Raw genomic sequence first — 22,065 nt, 5'->3', positions numbered from 1 at the left:
GACCCACATGAAATTCGTCCTGGCGCCGGATTCCTTTAAAGAGAGCATGACCGCCAAACAGGTTTGCGTGGCGATGGAACAAGGTTTCAAAACCGTTTTCCCCGATGCCGAGTTTGTCCATGTCCCCATGGCGGACGGCGGAGAAGGGACGGTACAGTCGCTGGTGGACGCCACCGGCGGGGAAATCTTTCACCTGGACGTCACCGGGCCGCTGGGAAGCCGGGTCAAGGCGGGTTACGGCGTGCTGGGAGATGGCAAAACCGCGGTGATTGAGATGGCTTCCGCCAGCGGCATCCAGTATATCAACGCGGAAAACCGTAATCCCCTCATCGCCACGACCTATGGCACGGGAGAATTGATAAAAGCCTGCCTGCAGCGCGGGATTCGCCGCATCATCATCGGCATCGGCGGCAGCGCCACCAATGACGGCGGCGCCGGTATGGCGCAAGCGCTGGGGGTAAGGTTCCTTGATGAGGAGGGGATGGCCTTGCCATTCGGCGGCGGCGCCCTGGGGCGGCTGCATAGTATCGATATGTCGGGGCTGGATCCGGCGGTGGGGGAGACGGAGATTATCGTTGCCTGCGATGTCACCAATCCGTTATGCGGCGAGCATGGCGCATCCGCGGTGTTCGGTCCGCAAAAAGGCGCCACGGAGGAAATGGTCCGCACCCTGGACGGCAATCTGGCGCATTACGCGAAGATTATCCGCCGGCAGCTGCGCCGGGATGTGGAGACTATTCCCGGTGCCGGAGCGGCCGGGGGACTGGGGGCTGGTTTGCTGGCGTTTACCCGCTGTGAATTGAAAAAAGGCATCGATATTATTATCGACTTCAGCAAATTGAAGGAAAAACTGGCCGGCGCCGATTATTGCATTACCGGCGAAGGAGGAATTGATTTCCAGACCAAATTCGGCAAGACCCCTTATGGCGTGGCGAAAGCGGCCAAGGCCGGCAATGTGCCGGTGATTGCGCTGGCGGGACGTATCGGCAAAGGTACCCATGAGTTATACCAGGAAGGTATCGATGCGATATTCGGTATCATTCCGGATATCGGTGAGCTTGGTTCTTTATTGGCCGATGGTGAAATCAATATAACCAGAACCAGCGAAAATATTGGCAGATTGATGAAAATAGCCACGCTAAAGTAAAAAATCATTCGCCGAAATGATACCCGTCATACTTCAAGTTGCAGGTGCGCTGGCAGCAATACTCGGCTCATCCATGAGCCTCGCCCCTACGGGGCCGCCTTCCTGCAACTCGAATTATTTTGGGTATATCACTAGTCCATACTTTTATTATGGATATCTGTACTGACCATAAGTGTTATTAAAGCGTAGCCGAAACTAGCGACATGTGAATTATCTTGTTGCGTTATTTAAAACAGCGCCGGAATTTACCGGCCTGCTTTTACTTAAGTGAAACGTGCTTTAATGATGGCCAATGGGATTGTGGGTTGAAATATATTTTAATATATGTAATGGTGACCGAAGAACATCTGTTTTTAAAATATCATTCCACCATAATGCCGGGAGAAATATCCATCAATATATTTACCTTTGATGCGGAATTTTATTTTGCATTAAAAGTTATTATTATTTTTGGAAATAATTACAATGAATGATTATCTGGAACCTAAACTTGCCGGGCAAATTGTTGCCAAGACGATGCAGATTATCAACTGCAATGTTAATGTCATGGACGGACAGGGAAAAATAATTGCCAGCGGCGATCGGGATCGCATTGGAGAATTACATGAGGGAGCGTTGCTGGTGCTGTCCCAGGCGCGCATTGTGGAAGTGGACGACAGCATGGCTAAACATCTGTTCGGCGTTCGCCCCGGCATAAATTTGCCGCTGAAAATCGACGGCAGAATAGCCGGCGTAATCGGCCTTACCGGTAATCCCTCCCAGCTCCGGCAATACGGCGAGCTGGTATGCATGGCGGCGGAGATGATGGTGGAGCAGGCGAAATTGCTTTCTTTCCTGGCCCAGGACAGCCGGCTGCGGGAAGAGCTGGTGCATAACCTCATTCGCTCCGATGAAATTTCTCCCATGCTGGCGGAATGGGCCGAACGCCTGGGCATCGATCTGCATCAGCCCAGGGTCGCCGCCGCCGTTGAAATCGACAGCGGGCAGCTGGACGTGGATAATCCCATCGAGGAGCTACAGCAATTACAGGCATTATTAACCCAGCCGGGGGAGAAAAACCTCATTGCCATTATTTCCCTCACCGAACTGGCGGTGCTGAGGCCGGCGCTGAATAAATACGGCCGCTGGGATGAAAATGAACATTTGCGGCAATTTCAGGAAACGCTGGCGCTGCTGAAAACCAAAGGCCACCTGCGGATACGCTTTGCGCTGGGCAATTATTTTTCCGGCGCCAACAGCATTGCCCGTTCGTGGCAAACGGCCCATTCCACCATGTCAATCGGCAAAAGGCGTATGCCGGAAGAGCGCTGCTACAATTACCGTGATTTGAAACTGCCGGTATTGCTGCAGCGGCTGCAAGGGGGCTGGCAGGAAACGGAACTGCTGCTGCCGGTCACCAGATTGAAAATGATGGACAAGAACGGCCAGTTGCTCAATTCATTGAAGATTTGGTTCAAGCATAATAATCAAACCAGCGTCGCCGCCAACGGGCTGTTTATCCATCGCCATACCCTGGAATACCGGCTCAACCGTATCGCCGATATCACCGGCCTCAATCTGGCGGATTTTGACGACCGCCTGGCGCTGTATATCGCCGTACAGCTTGACGAAGAGAGCCAAGTGAAAAACGGCGGCGCTTTGCACGTTCACTCCCTTTGATGCCGTCGGGCAACCCGCCCTGACGATTATTTGACCTGGACAGCGGGCTGTTCAAGCAGCAGCGGTTCCGGCGGCTGCGGCACCAGATGATCCAGTATTTGACGCTGCACCCTATACAAATGGTTGCGCATGGCTTTTTCCGCCGCGTCCGGGTTACGGGCGGCGATGGCCAGGGCGATTTCCCCGTGTTCATGGTTGCGCACCGTCAGGCGATCTTTTGACAGCGGCAGATCGTTTTTCTGGATATGCAGACGGACATCGGAGCCGATTTGCCGCAGCAGGCTGTAGAGTTCCGCCGCCAGCCGGTTATTGGAGGCGGCGGCCACCTGCTTATGAAAGGCCAGGTCCACCTTGCCGTTGTCATATCCCCCCTCCATGGCCGCGGTGCGCAGAATACGATCGATGTCCTGCTGGGAAGCGCGCACGGCGGTCAGGCGCACCAGCATGGGTTCAATCAGCAGGCGCAGTTCGATGACCTCCAGGGGATTGGTGATTAACGCCAGGCTTTTTTTACTGGCCTCCAGCGACGTTTTGGCCCGCCCGGCGGAGGCTGCGGGCATCAGGCCCGATGCCCGCAACTGCTGCAAGGCCTTGCGCAGGGCATAGCGTTTCACCCCCAGCTCCTCCACCAGCGCCCGCTCCGAGGGCAGGGTTTCCCCCGCGGCAAGGCGCGGGGTCAGGATCTCGACAATGTGTTCAATCAGGTCTTTTTTGCTGTCATGGTGATGTAATTGCATGTTTGATTGCATATCGCTATCGGGTTACCGTGATAGGTTGAAAAATAGCCGCCGGCTAACAGCATGAGCCGCAGGCGACCTCTGGATTCACCAGGCCGGCGGGATGCCAGCCGTCCCGGCCGAACCCCAGTGCGGCGATAAGCTGTTCAGCCGCCTCCAGGGCGGGACCAAGGCTCAACCCCGGACACTCTTCCCCCGCATCCACCCGCGTGACCCGGATCCCGCGGCGGGTTAGAGCCGGCAAATCCATGGCCGGATGCAATACACCCAGTACGCATACCGCTTTAAGCGACGGCAGGCGGGCCAACAAGCCGGCATCAAGACAGTGCTGCCCGGTGAGCAGCACCGCCGCGTTGCCGGCCAGGGCCGAATAAAACCCCTCATCGTCCATCGTACCCGAGCCGCCGGCCTGGCGGACTTGGAAGAACAGCCCCAGGCGCTCAACGGCGGCGGCGGCCAGGGGCGTGCACAGCAGTATGGGGTGTTTAGGTAGACTTAAGCTCATTTTATACCTCAATGCAAGAGGACGTCAGGCCGGTACCGGCGCGGATTGCGTTTGATTGAATGTCTGCCGGATCATATCGGCGGCGCGTTCGGCAATCATGATGACCGGGGCGTTGATGTTGCCGGAGGTCAGGTCCGGCATTACCGAGGCGTCGATAACCCGCAGGCCCTCCGTCCCCATGACCCGCAATCGGCTATCCACTACCGCCCCGGCATCGTTTTCCGCCCCCATGCGGCAGGTGCCCGCCGGGTGGTGTACGGTGATGGCGGTTTGGCCGATAAACGCATTTAACGCTTCATCGCTGTCGTTTTGGGGGCCGGGGGCGGTTTCCACATCGATAAAGGGCGCCAGGGCCGGTTGGCGGCCGATGTCGCGGATCCGCCGGATGGCCGTGCGCAGCGCACGCCATTCGTCTTCAGTGGACAGGAAATTCTGGAATATGCGTGGGGCGTCCAAGGGATTATCAGACATCAGGCTGACCTCGCCGCGGCTTTGCGGATGCAGCAGCACGGCGCGGCAGGCGAACCCGTCGGCAAAACCTTTGCGAAAGGGCTCAAGATAGGGCCAGGCCCCCAGCGGCGCCGCGGTCAGCAGCATTTGCAGATCGGGCGCTTCCTGCCCGGCTTCGCTGTTCATAAATCCTACCAGGCCGCCGGGGACATCCGCCGCAAAGCCGGTGCCGGCCATCCAGGCCTGCAGCAGGGCCGGCGCGATGCGATCGAAACGCATGGCGCGATGAAAGGGGCCGGCTTCCTTACGGCGGTACATGACAATCACCGAGGGGTGATCCTGCAGATTTTTGCCGACCCCGGTCAAGGGTACCCGGGTTGTCAGGCCGTGCCGCTTCAACTGCGCCGGATCGCCGATGCCGGACAGCATCAACAGCTGCGGCGTATTGATCACGCCGGCGCTGAGCAGGATTTCCCGCCGTGCCGTGACGTGCCGCACCCGATTATCTTGAATGAATTCCACGCCGTGGGCCCGGCTACCCGACATCATCAGCCGGGTGACATGCACCCCCACCTTCACCTCCAGGTTGGGGCGCCCCAGGGCCGGGCGCAGATAAGCGGTGGCCGCGCTGCAGCGGCTGCCGTTGCGGATGCTCATCTGCAGCCGGGCGAAACCCGGCCGGCTGCCCGTACGGTTGTAATCGTCGATCCAGTTGAAACCGGCCCCCTGCGCGGCATCGGCATAGGCCTGGATAAGGGGATCCTGGTAGCGGCAAAATTGCACATTGACCGGCCCGGCGCGGCCGCGCTCCGGCGCCGGCTGTTCCGACCAGGTCTCCTGGCGGATAAAATAGGGCATGACCCGATCCCAGCCCCAGTCGGGTAGCCGGTAATCCCGCGCCCAGCGATCGAAGTCCGCCGGGCTGCCGCGTACCCAGGCCATGGCATTGGTGGAGGAGGAACCGCCCACCACCTTGCCGCGGGCGCACTCCACCCGCCGCCCGCCCACGTTGTCCTGCGCCTCGCAGAAATACATCCAGTCGTGTAACCGCTTTTGCAATATCCGGCCCCAGCCCAGGGGGATTTTCAGCCAGGGATCCCTGTCCCACCGGCCCGCTTCCAGCAGCAGTACCCGGACGTCGGGATCTTCGCTCAGGCGGTTGGCCAGGGTGCAGCCCGCGGAGCCGGCGCCGATGATAATGTAGTCGTATTCCTTATCCATGGCTTACTCCTCGGCCGCCACGCGGCGCAGGCTAATGTGGATGTTTTTCTCGCTGGTGAAGGAGAGCATTTCCCCCAGGCACTCTTCACGGCCGATGCCCGATTGTTTGACGCCGCCGAACGGCGCGCCGATAAAGTGCTTGCCTACGTCATTGATCCAGATGAAGCCGGCGTCCACCCGCTGTGCCGCCCGGTGGGCTTTTTCCAGATCGTTGCTCCAGATGGCGCAGGTCAGTCCGTAGTCCAGTTCGTTCACCTGCCGCAGCATGTCCTGCTCGTCCTGCCAGGGCAGCACCGCCAGCACCGGGCCGAAGATTTCTTCCCGGGCAATGCGCATGGCCGGGGTAACGTCGGCAAACACCGTGGGCTCGATATAAAAGCCGTTGCGCAGCAGCGGGTCGCCGGGCACGCCGCCGCCGCAAATCAGGCGGGCGCCCTGCTGCCTGGCCTCATCGATATAGGACAAAATGCGCTTATGCTGAACGTCGCTGATAATCGCCCCCATGGTAGTGGCCGGATCGGTGGGCAGGCCGGGCACAAAGGCGGCGGTGAACCGCTCCACATGCCGCAGCACCTCATCATAAATATCCCGGTGCACAAAGGCCCGGCTGGTGGAGCCGCAGGATTGGCCGCACCAGGTGAAGTTCATGCCGTCCACGATGCCCCGGGCCACCATGGCCGGATCCGTATCGCCATACGCGATGAGCGCATTTTTGCCTCCGAGTTCCAGCAACACCGGCTTTAGGCGGGCGGCGCCGGCGGCCATGACGTTGCGGCCGGTAGGGACGCTGCCCACCAGACCCACCATGGCGATGTCCTTATGGGCCGTGAGGGCGTTGCCTATTTCTATGTCCCCCGGCAGTACCGAGAACACGCCGGGGGGCAGCATGCCGCCGATGATTTCCGCCAGGCGCAGGGCGGAGAGGGGGGCCTGGCGGGGCGGCTTGATAATCACCGCATTGCCCGCCGCCAGGGGCGCCGCGGTTTTACCGGCGGCAAACAGCAGCGGATGGTTGAAGGCGACAATGCGCGCCACCACGCCCAGGGGCTGGCGCACCGAAAAATTCACCGCATCCGGCCCCATGGGAATGGAGGCGCCTTTCAATTCCGTCATCAGGCCGGCGAAAAACTCGAACAGCGCCGCCGCCCCCAGGCCGTCCCGCCCCATTTCACGCACCGGATTACCGCAGTCGGCGGCATCCAGCATGGCCAACTCCCCGGCGTGCCGGCGAAGCTCGGCGGCGATGGCGCGCATAATGGCGGCGCGTTCCAGCGGCGGCGTGTCGCGCCACTGCCGGAAACCGGTTTTAGCGGCGCTCACCGCCGGCTCCGCGTCGGCCGCCGTGGCGATGCCCACCCGGGCCAGGGGCTCGCCGCTGCCGGGATTGAAGATCGTTTCATAACCGCCGGCCAGGGGCGCATGCCAGCCGCCGCCGTAATAGAGATCCCGGTGTTCGGGCAGGATCCAGGGTGGCGGATGTCCGCCGGATTCATTGAGATTCATCATCGGCTTTCCGTGAGTATCATCGTTGCATTCATCATCGGCCTCCAGTGTGGGCCAGCATTACATTCATCCCCGCCTTGGAGGGTATGTCAGCGTTTCACCGGATTGGCCGCCAGCAGAAATGACGTATCAAAGGCGGCGTTATAGTCGGCGTCTTTGGCGAGCACCTGCTGGGATATCAGGATATCGGCGGTTTTTTTCCATTGCCCGGCGGTAATAATGCCCAGCCCCTGGCTTTGGGTAAATTCGCTGGTGGCGGTATGTTGAATGTCCTGCCCAAGTTGCTCGGCGAGAACGTTTTCCTTGCCCTGGTACTCCGGATTATCTTTCACCAGGATGGCCACGGCTTCCTTGGGATGGTCCAGTGAGTAGGCAAAGGCCTGCAGGTAGGCTTTGACAAAGCGTTTCACCACATCGGGCTTGGCGGCGATCATCTTGTCCGAGGTAAAGACGCCGGAGCCGTAGGCGTCGTAACCGAAATCGCCGCCGTACAAAATCGACAGCGATCCGGCGCCTCCGGCCTTGGCCTCCAGCTCGGGCACCTCGGCGTCGACGTAACCCGGTACGCTGTCCACCCGGCCCATCAGCAGAAAGCTTTCATAGGGCGGCGAAACGGTGCTTTGCTTGATATCCCCCAGGCTCATACCGTTGGAGGTTAAAAAGGCCTTGAGGAATACAAAGGTGGATCCGGACGGATGCACGCCGATGTTCAGTCCCTTCAGGTCGGCGGGTTTAGCCAGCGGATGTTTGGCCTTGATGCTCAACATCGCCAGCGGCGTTTTCTGGTTGAAGGCGATCAGGGCTTTATCATTCACCCCCTGGGCGCGGCTGGTGATAAGGGTAGGCAGGTCGCCAAAGCCGAAATCGGCATTGCCGTTGGCCACCAGCCGCAGCGCGTCCGACGTACCGGAGCCTTTGCGGATGGCGGTGACGTTGATGCCGTTTTGGGCAAAAAAGCCCTTATCCCGCGCCACGAAAAACGGCGCGTGGCCGCCGCGCACCACCCAGTCGAGCTGGACAGAGACATCGTCCGCCGCCCGGGCCCGGCCGAAGGCGCCGGACACCGCGATAGCCAGACCCGCACAGGCGGCAAGCCGCCGCAATTGATAAGATAACGCCATGATGTTCTCCACTCGAATTATTCAGGTTGTAAACCCAGGGGTAGTACGCCAACGTTCAGGATTTGGTCGCCCAGGACAAATAACGCCATTCGATCAGCTCGACGGCGTAATAAAACACCATGCCCAGCAGCGAAATCTCCACCAGGGCGGCAAACACCAGATTGGTCTCCATTTGCGTCGAGGCGAACTGGATAAGGTAGCCCAGCCCGGCGGAGGCGCCGGCGAATTCGCCGACGATAGCCCCGATCACGCTCAGGGTGACGGCGATCTTCAGTCCGGACATCAGGTAGGGTAAAGAGTTGGGGATCTGCACCCGCCACATGATCTCCGTGCGGCCGGCGCCCACCGAACGCAGCAACGCCATCAGATTGGGATCGGCGGCCCGCAGGCCCATCAGCATATTCAACGCCACCGGGAAAAAGGCCATCACCACGATCAGCAGCAGCTTCGGCGCCAGGTCATAACCGAACCAGAGGATAAACAGCGGGGCCAGGGCAATTTTCGGCACGTTCTGAAACAGCACCATCAGGGGATAGACCGCTTTGCCTACCAGTTGGAAACGGGCGATGAACAGGGCCATCGCCACCCCCACCAGGCTGGAGAGCACCACGCCCAGGACAATCTCCCGGGCCGTGACCCAGGCCGCCTGGGCTAAAATCCCCTGCTGGTTCACCAGGATGCGATAAATTCCCGCCGGCGCCGGCAGCACAAATTCCGGCAGTTGCCAAAGGCTGACAATGCCTTGCCAGCAGGCCAGAATGCCGACGATAAGCAGCAGGGCCGGCGACGTTTCACGTACTGCATGACGAAAATGAGACATCTTTTTCTCACTGTCTGGTGCCGGCCTGAAGGCCAGCGTCGCGCGTAGAGGATTGTTCATGCCGCCGCCCCCGCCCCGTGTCCGTGTTTCAGCAATGCCCTGAGCCGGCCGGCGGTCATGCCGAAATCCGGCAGGGCGTAGGTGGCCTCGCAGCGGGGCAGCGGCAGGGCGATGGGCAGCGTCTCGATGATGCGGGCGGGGTTGGTGGCCATCACATGCACCTCCTGGGACAGGAAGACCGCCTCTTCAATGGAGTGGGTGACCAGCACGATGGTCTTGCGGGTACGGGCCCAAATCTCCAGCAGGAATTCGCACATCTCCTCGCGGGTGATGGCGTCGAGGGCGCCGAAAGGCTCATCCATCATCAGGACTTCCGGATCCAGCGCCAGCGCCCTGGCGATGGAGACCCGCTGGCGCATACCGCCGGACAGCTGCGACGGCAGCTTATTGGCGGATTTTTCCAGGCCCACCAGGGTTAGCATCTCCATGGCGCGTTCGTTTATCTGATCGTTATTCAGATCCCGGCGGGCGATTTCCATCAGCAGCTTGACGTTATCCAGCGCGTTTTTCCACGGCATCAGCGTCGCCTCCTGGAATACCAGGCCGATACGCTGCTGGCGCGCGGCCTCCCCCGGTTCCACATCCGCCACCCTGACTTCGCCCTCGGTGGGCGCCAGCAGGCCCGCCAGCACTTTCAGCAGCGTGCTTTTGCCGCAGCCCGACGGGCCGATAAGGGAAACAAAGCTGCCGCGGGGAATATCCAGCGCAATATTGTGCAGCACCCGGTTGCGCACGCCGTCATGGGTAAAGTCCACCGCCACGCCCCTGGCCCAGAGATGCGGCCGGGTATCGGGCGTATCCATCGTTGCATTCATGTAAGCTGCCTCGTGAGGTTAACCAAACGCTATCCGCCGGTGGCGGACCGGAAAGCCGGCCGCTGCTGGAGCCGGTCTATCCAGGCCGCCAGGGCGGGAAAAGGCGGCAGGTCGAAGGGGAATTTTACGCAGCGGCTGATGATGGGACCCAGGGCGATATCCGCCAGGGTGAATTCGTCCCCCGCCATCCAGTCTCGTCCGGCAAGATTCTCTTCCAGTATCTGAAGCTCATCGATGAGCTTGGGACGGGTATCGGCGGCCCGTTCGGCCGGCTCTTTTTTGGCATCGCGAAAGCCGCTGAGATAAACCGGGTTCATGGACGCCAGCAGCCAGTCCATCCAGCGTTCAATCTGGCTGCGCATGGCCGGGTCCGCCGGGTACAGGGTCTTAAGCGAAGCAGCGGTTGCCGGGCTTTGGGAAGAAGGGGCGAAGCTGGAGGCCAGATAGCGCAGGATGGTATTGGACTCCCAAATCACCACATCCCCGTCAAGTAGCGTCGGCACCTTCCTGGTGGGATTAAGGGCGGCATACTCCGGCGTGGCGGTATTGCCGAACTGGCGGCCGTAATCCTCGCGCCGGTATTCGGCATTCAGTTCCTGCAGCAGGAACAGGACCTTCTGGACATTGCCGGACGTGGCCCGGCCAAGCAGTTTATACATGTGACTTCTCCAGTGGGGCGTAAGCGATACAGTCGATTTCAATACGGGTGGTGATCACGGCACGGGCTTCCACCGTGGTTCGCGACAGGCGGCCGGCGGGGAAAAAGCTTTTGAACACGCCGTTATAGCGGCCGAAGTCCCTGGCGTCCGCCAGATAGACCGTGGCCTTCACCACCTGGTCCAGCTTGCAGCCCGCCAGGGACAGGATCCGTTCAATGGCCAGCAGGGTGGCGCGGGTTTCCTCTTCGATGGTGCCGCCTATCATATTGCCGTCGCTGTCTTTGGCCACCTGGCCGGAGACGAACAGATAGTCGCCGGCGCGCACCGCCGGGTGGAAAGGCAGGTTCGGATTTTTGTCGCCGAAAACCTCGGCGTTGCCGCTGCTCATGGTTGCTCCTTACAGCACGTTGCTTTGTATAATGTCCAGGCCCTGCTGACGGTCGAGCAGGTAGATAAGTCCCCGTTCATCCATCGTCACGTCATTGGATGACACCCGTTCATAGCCTGCGGGCACATCGGGCTCGTAAAAGCCCACTTCCTTCGGGGCGAAGGGGTTGGAGATATCAACCAGGCGCAGCCCTTGGGCGAACCAGGCATAGGGCAGTACGTGGCCGAAAAATTTCTCCGCCGGCTGATGGCAGCCGGTCATGGGTTCCTGCGGACGCCCGTCCGGGTCAATGCCCTCCACCTGGAAGGTGGAGATGGGCATGGGCTGGCGCTCATCGGTGATGTCATAAAACCAGCTGAAAGCCGGCGGCGCGGGGTAGAGCTTGGCCACATCCTCATCTGACACCGCCATGATCCGGCGGCCGCGCAGCAGACCCGGTATCGGCAGGGCGGTATGGGTGGGATGGGGATGGGCGGGGCTGCTGTTCATGCCGGAGATCAGGGTCGGCTTGCGGATATCCGAAATATCCAGAATAAAAAATCCGTGATGCCAGTAGGAGACATACAGCCGGTCGCCCATACGCAATGGGTGATGGCAGCGGGGCTTGACATAGTCATCCCACGGGTAGCTTTCACCGCCGGCGACGTGCTGGCCCGGGATCCACCAGCTGGACACTTCTTCCGGCCGGGCGGGATCCGCCAGGTCGAGGATTTTGACGATATTGCCGATATACCCCTCCTCGGTGGGGGAAATATAGGCATAGCGGCCGTCGTAACTGAAACGGTGGACGCCGCCCTGTTTCCCTTTGACCCGCCACTTGTTCAGCAGCCGCGGCCGTTCGGGATCGGCTACGTCAAAAATCCCCAGTCCGCCGCCGAATTCATCGGCGCCGGTACGGAATTTCTCGTAGTTCACGATCATGATGTCGTCCTGGACCCGCACCTTGTGCGAGTGCCAGCCCAGCGGGATCTCCATCTTATGGAGCAATCTGGGCCTGCGTGGGTCGGATACGTCATAAATGGAGGTCCCGTCCGGCGGCCGCATGTGGGAGACGTAGAGAATATTTTTCTCCACCCAGACCTGCCCGCCGCCGGGACAATCGATATGACTCACCAGTTGCGTGTTAAAGGCTCGTGCCATGAATAGGTTCCTACACCAGACGAATGATGTCGCCGGCCTCGTTTTTGCCGAAGCGCTGCAACAGGCCGAAGGCTTTCAGCGCCGGTTCGTCGCTGGCGATAAACAGGATGGCGGACTGGGTGGCGCTGGGGTTGACCCACTGCATCCAGCAGTTGCCGGGAAGGGCCAGGGTATCGAAGGGATCGCAGCTGAAGGTCTGCTGGTCAACGATGCACCGGGCCGAACCTTCCAGCGGCGAAACCAGCAGGCTGGCGGTTTGTTTCATCGGCAGCGTGCGTTCGCCGGGACGCAGCAGCTGCATGAAAAATGTCATGGTCTTGTAGACCGGGCCGCCGCTTAACGGGTCAGTGTATTCCACCAGCAGGCCTTCATAGGGATTGGCTTGCGAGGAGCGGTTGCGCTCCAGCAGCTCGCGCATGGCGTCGTAGCGATAAACGAACATCGGCGAGGAGCCGCCGACGCCGCGATAGTGATTGACGAAACGGGGCGTCATGCCGCCGGTGCCGTAAATGCGCGCCGAGTAGTGCGGGTCGAAACGGGCGCTTTGCTGCTTTTTCGCTTCGCCGTTTTCTTTGTAGTCGTGTTCAAACTGCAAGGCGTTGAGGGACTCCACCAGCGGATAATCCAGCACCGACAGGTTGATGGCCGGTTCGCTGCCCTGGTTGCCGTGGTTGTGCCAGGTATCCCGCGGCGTCAGCACCATGTCCCCCGGCCCGAACACAATGTCCTCCCCCTCCACGCCGGTAAAGTTTTGCGTGCCGGTCAACCCCAGGCGAATGGCGCTGGCGGTATGGCGATGGGGCGGCATCACCTCGTTGGGATCGTTAAGACGGTAGGCGGTATACAACGTGGTGACCGTGGCGCGCTGCGGTTTTAATCCGGGATTAAGCAGGATCAGCGAACGCCGGTCCGAATCGCCGGTGGAAATCAGGCTGGCGGATTGATAGAGCAACGGCTCCAGATCGCGTTTGTAGCTCCAGTGAAAAGGCACCGCCTTGCGGCCCTCCATCAGGGAGCTGATTTCGTCATGCTCCACGTCCGAGCGCTTGGCCCAAAAGGGGAACATGTTTTTCCGGTTGATCTCCTCATACATACTGTCGAGGGCCTGTTTACGCGCCGTAGGGTCGGTGCCGGGCTGGGTTATGTCGGACATGCTGGGTTCCTGCTGTGGGCTTGAAAAATGAACAACCAAATTTAAACCATAATTAACCAAAACGGGCAATAGGTTGAAATTAACAAAATCAGGTTGCTCTTTTTTTGGCGATTAGAAACAGGGTTTTTTGGATTACCGGCGATGAAGCAGTGATAAAAGCCTGATTATTGAAAAATGAATAATAATAACTATATGATAATTATAAAAATATAACTTACGTCTGTTAAGAGGTGAAAAAAGTTATCCTATAAATGGTTGTGGCTGGTAAAAGATATAAACGGCAATATGGTTTTTATATGGTTGCACTGTATTAAAGCGTTATTGAGGGAATTGACTTCACTTGCACAATAATCAAACAAAAAAATCAACCGTGACATGGTGGTGAGAAAATGAGCGGTTTCAATGGCGGCCGGAGGGGCCGGCGGTAGACGCTTCGCCGCTCGCCGCCTGCAACCAGCGGGCGCTGCTCTTGGCCGGTGCAGCGGCGCGTGCGGTATGACATGAAAAAGTGATGGCAGCCAAGCCGGTTATACCGGCATCGCCAGTCTGGTTTAACCGAGAAAAATCCTCATTTCAGCGAAGAAAAATTTTTTTTAAAAAACGCGTTTTTAACCCGCTCTTACCGGTACAAAAGGAAAAATACCGGTGAATACCGTCAAAAACCGCGGCATAAGGTTAGCGGATGAATACCCTGATATCCGATACGATAATGCTGATAGCGGTCAAGGCGCAGGCGATAATCACCGTCAGCGATACCGCCCGAAGGATGTGGGGTGAAAGGGTGTTCAAGGCGTGTGGTTTATGGGCGGCGGAGAAATGGCGGGCCAGTACGACGCCCAGGGTAAGCAGGAATAACAGGCCTCCCGCCAGGCAGGTGAATATATTGCTGTTTATCAGCCCGACGCGCAGGAAGAATACCGCGTCAAGCATGATGACAAACAGGGTTCGATCCCATGCCTGCCGGGTGCGTTCGGGCTGCAGGCCCGGGTCCCGTCCCATTTATTCCCAACCGCCGATAATGATAAACGCGATAAAACACATCGCGGTCAAGACAACCAGCAGTGTGATGGCGGGTAATAAGCGGGTATAAGGCAGCGGCCCATCGTTGCGCATTGCCTTTTCATTCTCTTCCCAGCGGCGCAGGGCCACCAGGGACAATACCGCCCCTCCTATCGACAGGAATATCGCCAGCAGGCTGCGGATTAGCGGCGAGGCGAACCCCGAGGCCAACTGGTCCAGTGCGATGGAACCCGCCAGGAAGGCGAGGGCTGTGCGTATCCAGGCCAGAAAAGTGCGCTCATTGGCCAGCGAAAAGCGGTAATCGGGGTTCTTGCCCTGCTGCTGCCAGCCTTTGTTTTTGAAAAACATATCTCTTCCCGCGGTGAAGCTGGTGATCTAGGGTAGGCATACTCCCGCCATAAGTAAATGGCCGCTTGGGCCCGCTCTCCCTTTAACAGGCTTGATTCAAGCGCCGGTGATGGCGAGCCTGGCGTGCCATGTGGCTCGGTCGGTTATTGCGGATACGGCACCCAGTCGCCGCCGTCGAGGCGGATAAAGGTCTTGCCCTGGTAATTGATCACCGTGCTGGCATCGTTTTCCGATACGGCGGCGGTTTGGGGCAGGTCTTTCGTCAGGGTGGCCCAATCGATTTGCGGCGAGTCGAATATTTTGCCGTCCACCAGGCGGGAAACCAGCTCGGACAGCGCCAGATAGCTGCTGGGGGCGGATATGCGCAGCGAGGGCTGCTGGTGGGGCGCCTTGATGCCGATAAATTTTATGCCCATCGGCACATGGGTAATGGATGGGCTGGGAATGTCCCGCAAACCGGGCATTTGCATTTTATCGCCCACCAGGGCGGCGCCATGTTCCGGCACCACCACCACGACCACCCGGCGACCGGATTTTTCCAGCTGCTGGAAAAAGCTGTCCAGCTGGCTGAACAGCGTGCCGGCCCTGGAGGCATAATCGGCGGCGCTGTGGGCGCCTACATAACGGTTGCCGTCATGCAGGGGGATGAGATTAAAGAAGGTGGCGGAGCGCGCATCCCCGTCCCGGGTTTGCTGCGCCAGCCAGCGATCCAGCAGCGGCAGATCCTCATAGACCGGCTCGCCGTTAAAAGAGTTTAGCTGGTGTCCGATCCCGGCCTGTGACATCAGCGGCGCCTGCATATTTCCGTCTTCGCGCAGTTCTTGCAAAAAATTATCGAAATTCCCGCTGTGGTCGAGCATCAACTCTGTCCTGAATCCCAGCTTCGCCAGATTATCGAACAGATAGCACTGCTGGTTGGCGGGAGAATAGAGATCCTTGTGCTTTTCCTGGCCGCAGCTGGCGCGCAGCAGACGTATGGCCGCCGGACCGCTGTAGGCGGTTCCGGAGTTGAAATTATCGAACATCAGATCAAACGTGCCCCAGAACGGCGAATTCTTCATCTGGATTGCCTCCAGATCGGACCAGGACAGTGAGCAGATCTGGATGATCAGCAGCGAAAAAGGGGCGGCGTCGGCGGGCAGCGCCTGGGGGAACACAGTGGCGCGCTGGCTTTCACGCTGATAAAAATCATTGAGATAAGCGGTGAGATTCTGGTTGTTGGGCGGTGCGCTCATGGACACCGCCGCTGCGGCCTTGCCGTCGCCGGCGGGGGCCGGTACATCGGCGGGCCCGGCGGCTACGGATGTTATCGGGCCCAGTTGGATGAGCGGACCGGTAAGGTGCATCAGGTTGAGGCCTATCAAAATCGCCACGGTAAATACCGTAATCCGCAGCCATTGCGATATAAACAGATACGCCACCAGCAGGGCAAAAGCCGCTCCGACCCATTGCCAGTCGATAAAGCGGTTAATCAGCTCCAGCAGATACAGGGCGCTGAAGCCGGTCACCTGCGATCCCTCCGACAGGATGGAATGGATGCCCGGCAGCCAGGTGTCGTTGTAAAACACGGCAAAGCCGATGGGAAGGCCGATGATATTTCGCCAGCGGTGCAGGCGCGGCGAAGCTAACGGAAACAGCAAATAGGCGGCGAATACCAGGTTGTCCAGCGCGTGGAAATTAAGATAGCCCAGCCACAGCAGCGTAAATTTTATCAGGAAATAATAATTCCAGGCGCCAAGACCGCGCCAATGGTGTTTGAAACCCGGTTTTTTTATCAGATTCATGATTTTTTCTTTTTACCTGACGGGAGATCGCTGCGCGTCCAGATGCCTGCTGACTTCAAATATCGCGGAGAGAGAATAAAGGATTGCAGGGCGGGCAGCCAAAAAGGAAACCGGCGGTGAAACAGATAGCCCAGCGGGAAAAACACCAAAGCACAAAGCAGAATCAACTGCAAAATATCGTCAAGGTTCATGGCTGGATGTCCTGGGGGGCGGCAAGGGACAGCGTCAAGGGGCGCGGACTATGCCGCGCCGTCGCGGGGCGGGCGAAGGTGACGGTCGCCGTGATGGGCGTATCGGCGGGCTCCGGCGAGCCTGCCCGGCGGTCGGTTTTACCCATCAGTTTGACTTGGCTGATGATGTGCACGTCTTGGGTCCAGACCTGGCGGTTGCTGAAGGCCTCGGCGATAGGCAGGCGGAAGAGATAGCCCAGCACGGTATCCAAATCGTTGATGCGGCAATTGGAGAGAAACAGATAAATCCGGCGCGAGGTGGCGGTCATCACATCGCCCCCGCGCCGCAGGCGGCATAAGGACAGCGCCTGCCGGGGCGGCAGGCCGGGCACCGGCCGCAGGGCGATGAGAATGCCCTTGTCGTCTTCCGGCATGAGGGGATTCTCAATCAGCTCCGGCACCACCTGGCGGAACCTGTCGTTACTCATCGCGCCTTTTATGCGCGAAGGGTTGATGGCGGCCAGCAGCCGATCGATGGTCGCCGGCACATGACGGGTAAAGCGCTGCCCCTGTATGCTTTCCAGCAGGGTCAGAAAGCTCGATAACGGCGCGATATAGGGCACCACCAGATTGGCGCCGCAGGCTTGCAACAGTCTTTCATCGGTATAACGCAGGCTGGCTTTCATTTCCCTGACCACGATTTTCAGCGCAATACCCCTCTGACGGCGCAGGGTGTGGATCTGCCGCGCCAATTCGGCGACCTGTTCACTTTCGGTCAGGGCGAAAATCAGGGTGGCGGAGTGTCTCGCCATGCCCTGCTGCATCAACAGGGCGTTATCTTCCAGCAGCCGCCAGTTTACCGACAGGGGAGGCGCGCCTTCCAGCACGCTTTTTTCCGCCAGGCACAGCTGTTCGTCATTTACCGACGGGGAAAAAGCGGGCAAAAGAGCGCTCTGCACGAACCGCTCCCGATCGTCCGTTTCCCAGTTCATTGCCTGATTGGCAATTAATCCTTTACCGCTAAACCACCAAGATACTTGATATCGTACACAATCTTGCAGCGAGTGCACGCTGGATAAACCGGAGAGGGTGGGAAATTGGGAAATAAGTTGATTCTTTAATTGCGATATGCCGCTGCCGTAAGTCAGAATTAAAAAAGCGGCATTGTGTTTTATTAACCACCGCTGGGTATTTCCCAGCCAGTCATCAATTTCCGTTTGCGAAAAGTCTTTCCATGCGCTTGCGGTCGATAGAAAGATAAACAGGCGTTCCTTGACATTAATCGCCCGGGATAAATCCGCGGTCAGCCGGCGAAGGGCCGATTTTTTTTCCGGCAGGGTAAACAGGGGCAGCGAGGCCGGCGGTCCGGCGCCCTCCGCGCCGGTGGACGGCAGCCCTTCCAGCAGCCGTTCCGGCCCATCGCCGCAGCAGATCAGCGCCCCGCGGGTTGCCGCTCCCTGGGCGTTAATGATTTGCCGGCATAACTGGCGCGCATCCGCTTGGCGTTCTATATTGACCCAGTAACAGCCGCGGGACTGCATTACCGATAACTCTTCAAAACTATGATAGAGACCAAATGAAAAGGAGAGCGCCATGTGTTATTTTGCTTTTAGTTAAAAGTCTGTTGAGATAATAACGCTTTTAAGAGTATGCTAAATTGTCATCTCGCTATTAGCAATAACTAAATGAGCTCTCGTTCAAAGAAATGTGCTGGGCCAATTCTGCAGCGATTAAACTAAATTATAAAGTTATTGAAATATTTTAAGGCGCGATATGGAAAATAAATTATTTATCCCTGGTGTGACTCCGAATGCAGAAAAACAAGATGATGTCCTTGTGCTAAGTCATATTTTCGCCCTGCCGAGTTTTCATTACGTCGATATCAATTTGCAAGAACAATTTCCGCATATTTTGTCGCGCTGGCCGCTGTTGGCCGAATTTGCCCATTCCGACGGCCTGGATGCCCAGTCTTCGTCAACCGCCGGCTCCCTTCAGAAAGAGTAACCCATGCCGATTATCGCCTTGTCCGGTATCCGCGGCGGCGCCGGGACAACGTCAATCACCGCGGCGCTGGCCTGGGCGCTATGTCAGGCCGGTGAATCCGTCCTGGCGGTGGATTTGTCGCCGGATAATTTGCTGAGGCTCCATTTCAATATGCCCTTTAGGCAAGCCAGGGGATGGGCGCGGGCGGAAATTGACGGCGAAGGCTGGCATCAGGGTGCGATGGAGTACCTGGAAAGACTGGCGTTTTTACCGTTCGGGCGCACAACGCCGGCAGAACGGCTTGCGCTGTTTGAGCCGCCGGCGCCCGGGCGGGAGAGCTGGGGGGATCGTCTTTGCCGGCTGCGCGACGGCAAGCGCTATCGCTGGATCCTGCTGGATATGCCCGGCGCCGACACTCCCTTGGCGCAGCAATGCCTGCCGGTGGCGGACCATGTGCTGATGGTCATCAATCCGGATGCCAATTGCCATGCCCGTTTGCACCAGCAGGCGCTGCCCGCCGGCTGCCGGCTGCTGGTCAATGGTTATCTGCCCACCAGCGGACTGCAGCATGATATCAACCAGCTATGGCTGCAGGCGCTGGACGGCCTGTTGCCGGTAATCATTCATCGCGACGAGTCGGTGGCCGAAGCCTTGGCGGCGAAACAGCCCCTGGGGGAATACCGGCCGGACAGCAACGCGGCCGAAGAGATCGTGACGCTGGCCAACTGGTGTCTGATCCATTGCCCGGAATCCGCTGCATGAATACCCTGCTACGGTTATTTCTGATGCCGTCGGCGACATGGGGCCTGCAGCAGCGCTACCGGGCTTATCGCCGGCATGGGGCATCGCGGGCGGCATCGGTCCTGATGAGCGGCATGATTGCCCTGTGCTGGATGTTCCTGCGCCTGGAGTCAGCCTCCTGGCGCCGGGTGCGGTATCGCCGCCGGCAATGGTTTCCGCATATTTCCCCGGTTCGTCCCCGGCTGCTGGACGGCTTGCGCTATCTGCTGCAGGGCGTCTGGCTGCTGCTGGTGATATCCGGCCGGCGCCGGGAAAAGTGGCTGACGGCGCCGGGGTTTATCCTTCGCTGGCGGCAATCCTATTATCTGTGGCTGCAACTGCTGCCCCAGCGCCTGGGCAGGGCGGGGGTGGGGCAGGACGCCATGCAGCGGCTGAGCCTGCTCAATCGCGGCATGCGCCGGGCGATGCTTTACTCCCTCATACTGGTGGCGGTGGTGACCACGCTGTTTTGCATCTCGCAGCCCTTTAGCCTGTGGGCCCAGTTTGTCTTCGTCTCGCTGCTGTGGTGTATCGCCATGGTGGTCAGACGGATTCCCGGACGGCTGCCGGCGCTGATGCTTATCATATTGTCCCTGACCATTTCCTGCCGCTATATGTGGTGGCGCTATACCTCGACCCTGAACTGGGACGATCCGGTAAGCCTGACCTGCGGCCTGCTGCTGCTGCTGGCGGAAACCTATTCCTGCGTGGTGCTGGTGCTGGGATATTTCCAAACCATCTGGCCGCTGCACCGCAAGCCGGTGCCCATGCCGCCGGATGTGGCGTCCTGGCCGACGGTGGATATCTTTATTCCCACGTTCAACGAGGACCTGGCGGTGGTGAAACCGACGCTCTACGCCGCCCTGGGTATCGACTGGCCGCAGAAAAAACTGGCCATCTATTTGCTGGATGACGGTAACCGGCCGGAATTCAAGGCGTTCGCCGAAGAAATAGGCATCCGCTATATCGCGCCGCCGCCCCATAAATATGCCAAGGCGGGCAATGTCAATTACGCCCTGGCGCGATCGGAGGGGGAGTTTGTCGCGATTTTCGACTGCGACCACGTTCCCACCCGCTCTTTTTTGCAAATAAGCCTCGGCTGGTTTTTCAAAGACCGGCGGCTGGGTATGCTGCAGACTCCCCATCATTTTTTCTCCCCCGATCCCTTTGAGCGCAACCTGGGCCGCTTTCGCCGCGCCCCTAATGAAGGTTCGCTGTTCTATGGCCTGGTGCAGGACGGCAACGATCTCTGGGACGCCACGTTCTTTTGCGGCTCGTGCGCGGTAATGCGGCGCGCCGCGTTGGAAGAGATAGGCGGGCTGGCGGTGGAAACCGTGACCGAAGATGCGCATACGTCGCTGCGCCTGCACCGCCACGGCTACTCCTCCGCCTATATCCGTATTCCCCAGGCGGCGGGCCTGGCCACCGAAAGCCTGTCTGCGCACATCCGCCAGCGCATTCGCTGGGCGCGGGGCATGGTACAGATATTCCGGCTGGATAATCCGCTGCTGGGCAAGGGACTGAAGCTGGCGCAGCGCCTCTGTTACGCCAACGCCATGCTGCATTTTCTGTCTGGGGTGCCCAGGCTTATCTTTCTTACCGCGCCGCTGGCCTTTTTATTGCTGCATGCCTACATCATCTTCGCGCCGGCCATTGCCATCATGCTGTATGTCCTGCCGCATATGGTGCATGCCAGCCTGACCACCTCCCGGGTGCAGGGCAAGTACCGCTATTCGTTCTGGAGCGAAATCTACGAAACGGTGCTGGCCTGGCACATCGCCATGCCCTCCACCATGGCGTTGCTCAATCCCCGCAGCGGGAAATTCAACGTCACCGCCAAAGGCGGCCTGATTGAAAAACCCTATGTCGATTGGGTGCTCACCCGGCCGTACCGGATACTGATGTTTTTGAATCTGTGCGGCTTTCTCACCGGGATCTGGCGGCTGGGATACGGCGATCTTAATGAAGTCATGACGGTTTTCATCAGCCTGGGCTGGACGCTATACAATATGATGATCCTCGGCGGCGCCATTGCCGTCGCCTTCGAGGCCAGGCAGCTGCGCCAGGCCCACCGGGTGGAAATCAGCATGCCGGCGGCGCTGATGGTGGGGGACGGCCATATCTACACCTGCACCCTGCATGACTATTCCGATTCCGGCGTCGGCGTCCAGCTGAGCTATGGGGAGGCCATCGCCGACGGCGACCGGGTCAATTTGATCTTGCGGCGGGGCCGGCAGGAATATACGTTCCCTTGCGACATCACCCGCGTTTACCGCGATCGGCTCGGCATGCGGCTGTGCCCGCTGACGACCCGGCAGCACGTTGAATTTATCCAATGTACCTTTGCCCGCGCCGATACCTGGGCGTTATGGCAGGACGGTTTTCCCGAAGACAAGCCTATCAACAGCCTGCGCGACGTTATTGCCCTGGGTTTTAGCGGCTATCAACAGATGGCGGAGTATGCTCCGCCCTTTTTCCGTCGGCTGTTTTTGGGCCTGGCGGCGGCGGTGACCTGGTTTATCTCCCTGATGCCCCGTGGCGTGGCGGCCGCGCCCGCCGCCCCTCTTAACGACGAGACGGCGTCCTGACGCCGATGATAATA

General features: G+C 59.1%; 21 protein-coding genes. 5 read left to right on the top strand and 16 right to left on the bottom strand.

Annotated elements, in window-relative coordinates; genetic code table 11:
* Positions 1 to 7: 7 nt before the first annotated feature.
* Together ACL2XO_RS18105 and ACL2XO_RS18100 are read left to right on the top strand one after the other, a co-directional pair.
* Positions 8 to 1,147 (top strand): glycerate kinase, encoded by a 1,140-nt coding sequence (locus tag ACL2XO_RS18105; RefSeq protein ID WP_413743085.1) that lies wholly within the window; start codon positions 8 to 10, stop codon positions 1,145 to 1,147.
* Positions 1,148 to 1,612: 465 nt separating this feature from the next.
* A complete protein-coding gene (locus tag ACL2XO_RS18100; protein ID WP_413741209.1) occupies positions 1,613 to 2,806 on the top strand; it encodes a CdaR family transcriptional regulator in 1,194 nt (397 codons plus the stop codon).
* A 26-nt stretch (positions 2,807 to 2,832) separates the two neighbouring features.
* Here the strand turns inward: ACL2XO_RS18100 and ACL2XO_RS18095 are convergent, their stop codons facing one another.
* From ACL2XO_RS18095 to bcsE, 16 genes are all read right to left on the bottom strand, one after another.
* The gene (locus ACL2XO_RS18095; RefSeq protein ID WP_413724968.1) at positions 2,833 to 3,543 is read right to left on the bottom strand and encodes a FadR/GntR family transcriptional regulator; all 711 of its coding nucleotides are present in this window, start codon (positions 3,541 to 3,543) and stop codon (positions 2,833 to 2,835) included.
* A 55-nt stretch (positions 3,544 to 3,598) separates the two neighbouring features.
* Positions 3,599 to 4,048, bottom strand: a complete 450-nt coding sequence (locus ACL2XO_RS18090) for a hypothetical protein (RefSeq protein ID WP_413741208.1) — start codon at positions 4,046 to 4,048, stop codon at positions 3,599 to 3,601.
* A gap of 24 nt (positions 4,049 to 4,072) precedes the next feature.
* On the bottom strand, positions 4,073 to 5,719 hold the full coding sequence (locus ACL2XO_RS18085; protein ID WP_413741207.1) for a GMC family oxidoreductase: 1,647 nt from the start codon (positions 5,717 to 5,719) through the stop codon (positions 4,073 to 4,075).
* A gap of 3 nt (positions 5,720 to 5,722) precedes the next feature.
* Positions 5,723 to 7,225 (bottom strand): aldehyde dehydrogenase family protein, encoded by a 1,503-nt coding sequence (locus tag ACL2XO_RS18080; protein ID WP_413741206.1) that lies wholly within the window; start codon positions 7,223 to 7,225, stop codon positions 5,723 to 5,725.
* 86 nt (positions 7,226 to 7,311) lie between these two features.
* The gene (locus ACL2XO_RS18075; RefSeq protein WP_413724964.1) at positions 7,312 to 8,343 is read right to left on the bottom strand and encodes an ABC transporter substrate-binding protein; all 1,032 of its coding nucleotides are present in this window, start codon (positions 8,341 to 8,343) and stop codon (positions 7,312 to 7,314) included.
* Between the two features lie 55 nt (positions 8,344 to 8,398).
* Positions 8,399 to 9,223, bottom strand: coding sequence for an ABC transporter permease (locus ACL2XO_RS18070; RefSeq protein ID WP_132927638.1), 825 nt, complete (start codon positions 9,221 to 9,223; stop codon positions 8,399 to 8,401).
* Complete coding sequence (locus tag ACL2XO_RS18065) at positions 9,220 to 10,038, bottom strand: ABC transporter ATP-binding protein (protein ID WP_132927639.1); 819 nt, start codon at positions 10,036 to 10,038, stop codon at positions 9,220 to 9,222. The genes ACL2XO_RS18070 and ACL2XO_RS18065 overlap by 4 nt, the downstream gene beginning before the upstream one ends.
* A gap of 29 nt (positions 10,039 to 10,067) precedes the next feature.
* Positions 10,068 to 10,697, bottom strand: coding sequence for a glutathione S-transferase family protein (locus ACL2XO_RS18060; protein ID WP_413741205.1), 630 nt, complete (start codon positions 10,695 to 10,697; stop codon positions 10,068 to 10,070).
* A complete protein-coding gene (locus ACL2XO_RS18055; protein WP_413741204.1) occupies positions 10,690 to 11,085 on the bottom strand; it encodes a RidA family protein in 396 nt (131 codons plus the stop codon). The genes ACL2XO_RS18060 and ACL2XO_RS18055 overlap by 8 nt, the downstream gene beginning before the upstream one ends.
* A 9-nt stretch (positions 11,086 to 11,094) precedes the next feature.
* Positions 11,095 to 12,225: an LVIVD repeat-containing protein gene (locus tag ACL2XO_RS18050; RefSeq protein ID WP_413724961.1), complete on the bottom strand. Its 1,131-nt coding sequence runs from the start codon at positions 12,223 to 12,225 to the stop codon at positions 11,095 to 11,097.
* Between the two features lie 10 nt (positions 12,226 to 12,235).
* The gene (locus tag ACL2XO_RS18045; RefSeq protein WP_413741203.1) at positions 12,236 to 13,378 is read right to left on the bottom strand and encodes a cupin domain-containing protein; all 1,143 of its coding nucleotides are present in this window, start codon (positions 13,376 to 13,378) and stop codon (positions 12,236 to 12,238) included.
* Positions 13,379 to 14,053: 675 nt separating this feature from the next.
* A complete protein-coding gene (locus ACL2XO_RS18040) occupies positions 14,054 to 14,377 on the bottom strand; it encodes a DUF202 domain-containing protein (RefSeq protein WP_132927644.1) in 324 nt (107 codons plus the stop codon).
* Complete coding sequence (locus ACL2XO_RS18035; RefSeq protein ID WP_132927645.1) at positions 14,378 to 14,746, bottom strand: YidH family protein; 369 nt, start codon at positions 14,744 to 14,746, stop codon at positions 14,378 to 14,380.
* 143 nt (positions 14,747 to 14,889) lie between these two features.
* Positions 14,890 to 16,530, bottom strand: a complete 1,641-nt coding sequence (bcsG, locus tag ACL2XO_RS18030) for a cellulose biosynthesis protein BcsG (protein WP_413741202.1) — start codon at positions 16,528 to 16,530, stop codon at positions 14,890 to 14,892.
* Positions 16,527 to 16,721 carry a cellulose biosynthesis protein BcsF gene (bcsF, locus tag ACL2XO_RS18025; RefSeq protein WP_132927647.1) on the bottom strand — a complete coding sequence of 65 codons (195 nt, stop codon included), beginning with the start codon at positions 16,719 to 16,721 and terminating at the stop codon, positions 16,527 to 16,529. The genes bcsG and bcsF overlap by 4 nt, the downstream gene beginning before the upstream one ends.
* Entirely contained in the window at positions 16,718 to 18,295 is a 1,578-nt protein-coding gene (gene bcsE, locus ACL2XO_RS18020) for a cellulose biosynthesis protein BcsE (protein WP_413741201.1), read from the bottom strand. The genes bcsF and bcsE overlap by 4 nt, the downstream gene beginning before the upstream one ends.
* A gap of 178 nt (positions 18,296 to 18,473) precedes the next feature.
* Here bcsE and bcsR point away from each other — a divergent pair, with 178 nt between their 5' ends.
* From bcsR to bcsA, 3 genes are read left to right on the top strand one after another with little or no spacing between them, the layout of a single operon-like run.
* A complete protein-coding gene (gene bcsR / locus ACL2XO_RS18015) occupies positions 18,474 to 18,704 on the top strand; it encodes a cellulose biosynthesis protein BcsR (RefSeq protein ID WP_132927649.1) in 231 nt (76 codons plus the stop codon).
* 3 nt (positions 18,705 to 18,707) lie between these two features.
* On the top strand, positions 18,708 to 19,445 hold the full coding sequence (gene bcsQ / locus ACL2XO_RS18010) for a cellulose biosynthesis protein BcsQ (protein ID WP_413724956.1): 738 nt from the start codon (positions 18,708 to 18,710) through the stop codon (positions 19,443 to 19,445).
* Positions 19,442 to 22,051, top strand: coding sequence for a UDP-forming cellulose synthase catalytic subunit (gene bcsA, locus ACL2XO_RS18005; RefSeq protein WP_413741200.1), 2,610 nt, complete (start codon positions 19,442 to 19,444; stop codon positions 22,049 to 22,051). Before bcsQ ends, bcsA begins: the two co-directional genes overlap by 4 nt.
* Positions 22,052 to 22,065: the final 14 nt, after the last annotated feature.

The organism is Sodalis sp. RH15 (genome assembly GCF_047324255.1).
Taxonomy (GTDB): domain Bacteria; phylum Pseudomonadota; class Gammaproteobacteria; order Enterobacterales; family Enterobacteriaceae; genus Acerihabitans; species Acerihabitans ligni.
Note: the sequence above shows the minus strand (reverse complement) of the source record. Positions and strands in the feature narration are given on the sequence as shown.

Bases quoted from the DNA above. Each gene is read 5' to 3' on its own strand.
- ACL2XO_RS18105 (WP_413743085.1), top strand. From the start codon at position 8: ATGAAATTCGTCCTGGCGCCGGATTCCTTTAAAGAGAGCATGACCGCC.
- ACL2XO_RS18100 (WP_413741209.1), top strand. From the start codon at position 1,613: ATGAATGATTATCTGGAACCTAAACTTGCCGGGCAAATTGTTGCCAAG.
- ACL2XO_RS18095 (WP_413724968.1), bottom strand. From the start codon at position 3,543: ATGCAATTACATCACCATGACAGCAAAAAAGACCTGATTGAACACATT.
- ACL2XO_RS18090 (WP_413741208.1), bottom strand. From the start codon at position 4,048: ATGAGCTTAAGTCTACCTAAACACCCCATACTGCTGTGCACGCCCCTG.
- ACL2XO_RS18085 (WP_413741207.1), bottom strand. From the start codon at position 5,719: ATGGATAAGGAATACGACTACATTATCATCGGCGCCGGCTCCGCGGGC.
- ACL2XO_RS18080 (WP_413741206.1), bottom strand. From the start codon at position 7,225: ATGATGAATCTCAATGAATCCGGCGGACATCCGCCACCCTGGATCCTG.
- ACL2XO_RS18075 (WP_413724964.1), bottom strand. From the start codon at position 8,343: ATGGCGTTATCTTATCAATTGCGGCGGCTTGCCGCCTGTGCGGGTCTG.
- ACL2XO_RS18070 (WP_132927638.1), bottom strand. From the start codon at position 9,223: ATGAACAATCCTCTACGCGCGACGCTGGCCTTCAGGCCGGCACCAGAC.
- ACL2XO_RS18065 (WP_132927639.1), bottom strand. From the start codon at position 10,038: ATGAATGCAACGATGGATACGCCCGATACCCGGCCGCATCTCTGGGCC.
- ACL2XO_RS18060 (WP_413741205.1), bottom strand. From the start codon at position 10,697: ATGTATAAACTGCTTGGCCGGGCCACGTCCGGCAATGTCCAGAAGGTC.
- ACL2XO_RS18055 (WP_413741204.1), bottom strand. From the start codon at position 11,085: ATGAGCAGCGGCAACGCCGAGGTTTTCGGCGACAAAAATCCGAACCTG.
- ACL2XO_RS18050 (WP_413724961.1), bottom strand. From the start codon at position 12,225: ATGGCACGAGCCTTTAACACGCAACTGGTGAGTCATATCGATTGTCCC.
- ACL2XO_RS18045 (WP_413741203.1), bottom strand. From the start codon at position 13,378: ATGTCCGACATAACCCAGCCCGGCACCGACCCTACGGCGCGTAAACAG.
- ACL2XO_RS18040 (WP_132927644.1), bottom strand. From the start codon at position 14,377: ATGGGACGGGACCCGGGCCTGCAGCCCGAACGCACCCGGCAGGCATGG.
- ACL2XO_RS18035 (WP_132927645.1), bottom strand. From the start codon at position 14,746: ATGTTTTTCAAAAACAAAGGCTGGCAGCAGCAGGGCAAGAACCCCGAT.
- bcsG (WP_413741202.1), bottom strand. From the start codon at position 16,530: ATGAATCTGATAAAAAAACCGGGTTTCAAACACCATTGGCGCGGTCTT.
- bcsF (WP_132927647.1), bottom strand. From the start codon at position 16,721: ATGAACCTTGACGATATTTTGCAGTTGATTCTGCTTTGTGCTTTGGTG.
- bcsE (WP_413741201.1), bottom strand. From the start codon at position 18,295: ATGGCGCTCTCCTTTTCATTTGGTCTCTATCATAGTTTTGAAGAGTTA.
- bcsR (WP_132927649.1), top strand. From the start codon at position 18,474: ATGGAAAATAAATTATTTATCCCTGGTGTGACTCCGAATGCAGAAAAA.
- bcsQ (WP_413724956.1), top strand. From the start codon at position 18,708: ATGCCGATTATCGCCTTGTCCGGTATCCGCGGCGGCGCCGGGACAACG.
- bcsA (WP_413741200.1), top strand. From the start codon at position 19,442: ATGAATACCCTGCTACGGTTATTTCTGATGCCGTCGGCGACATGGGGC.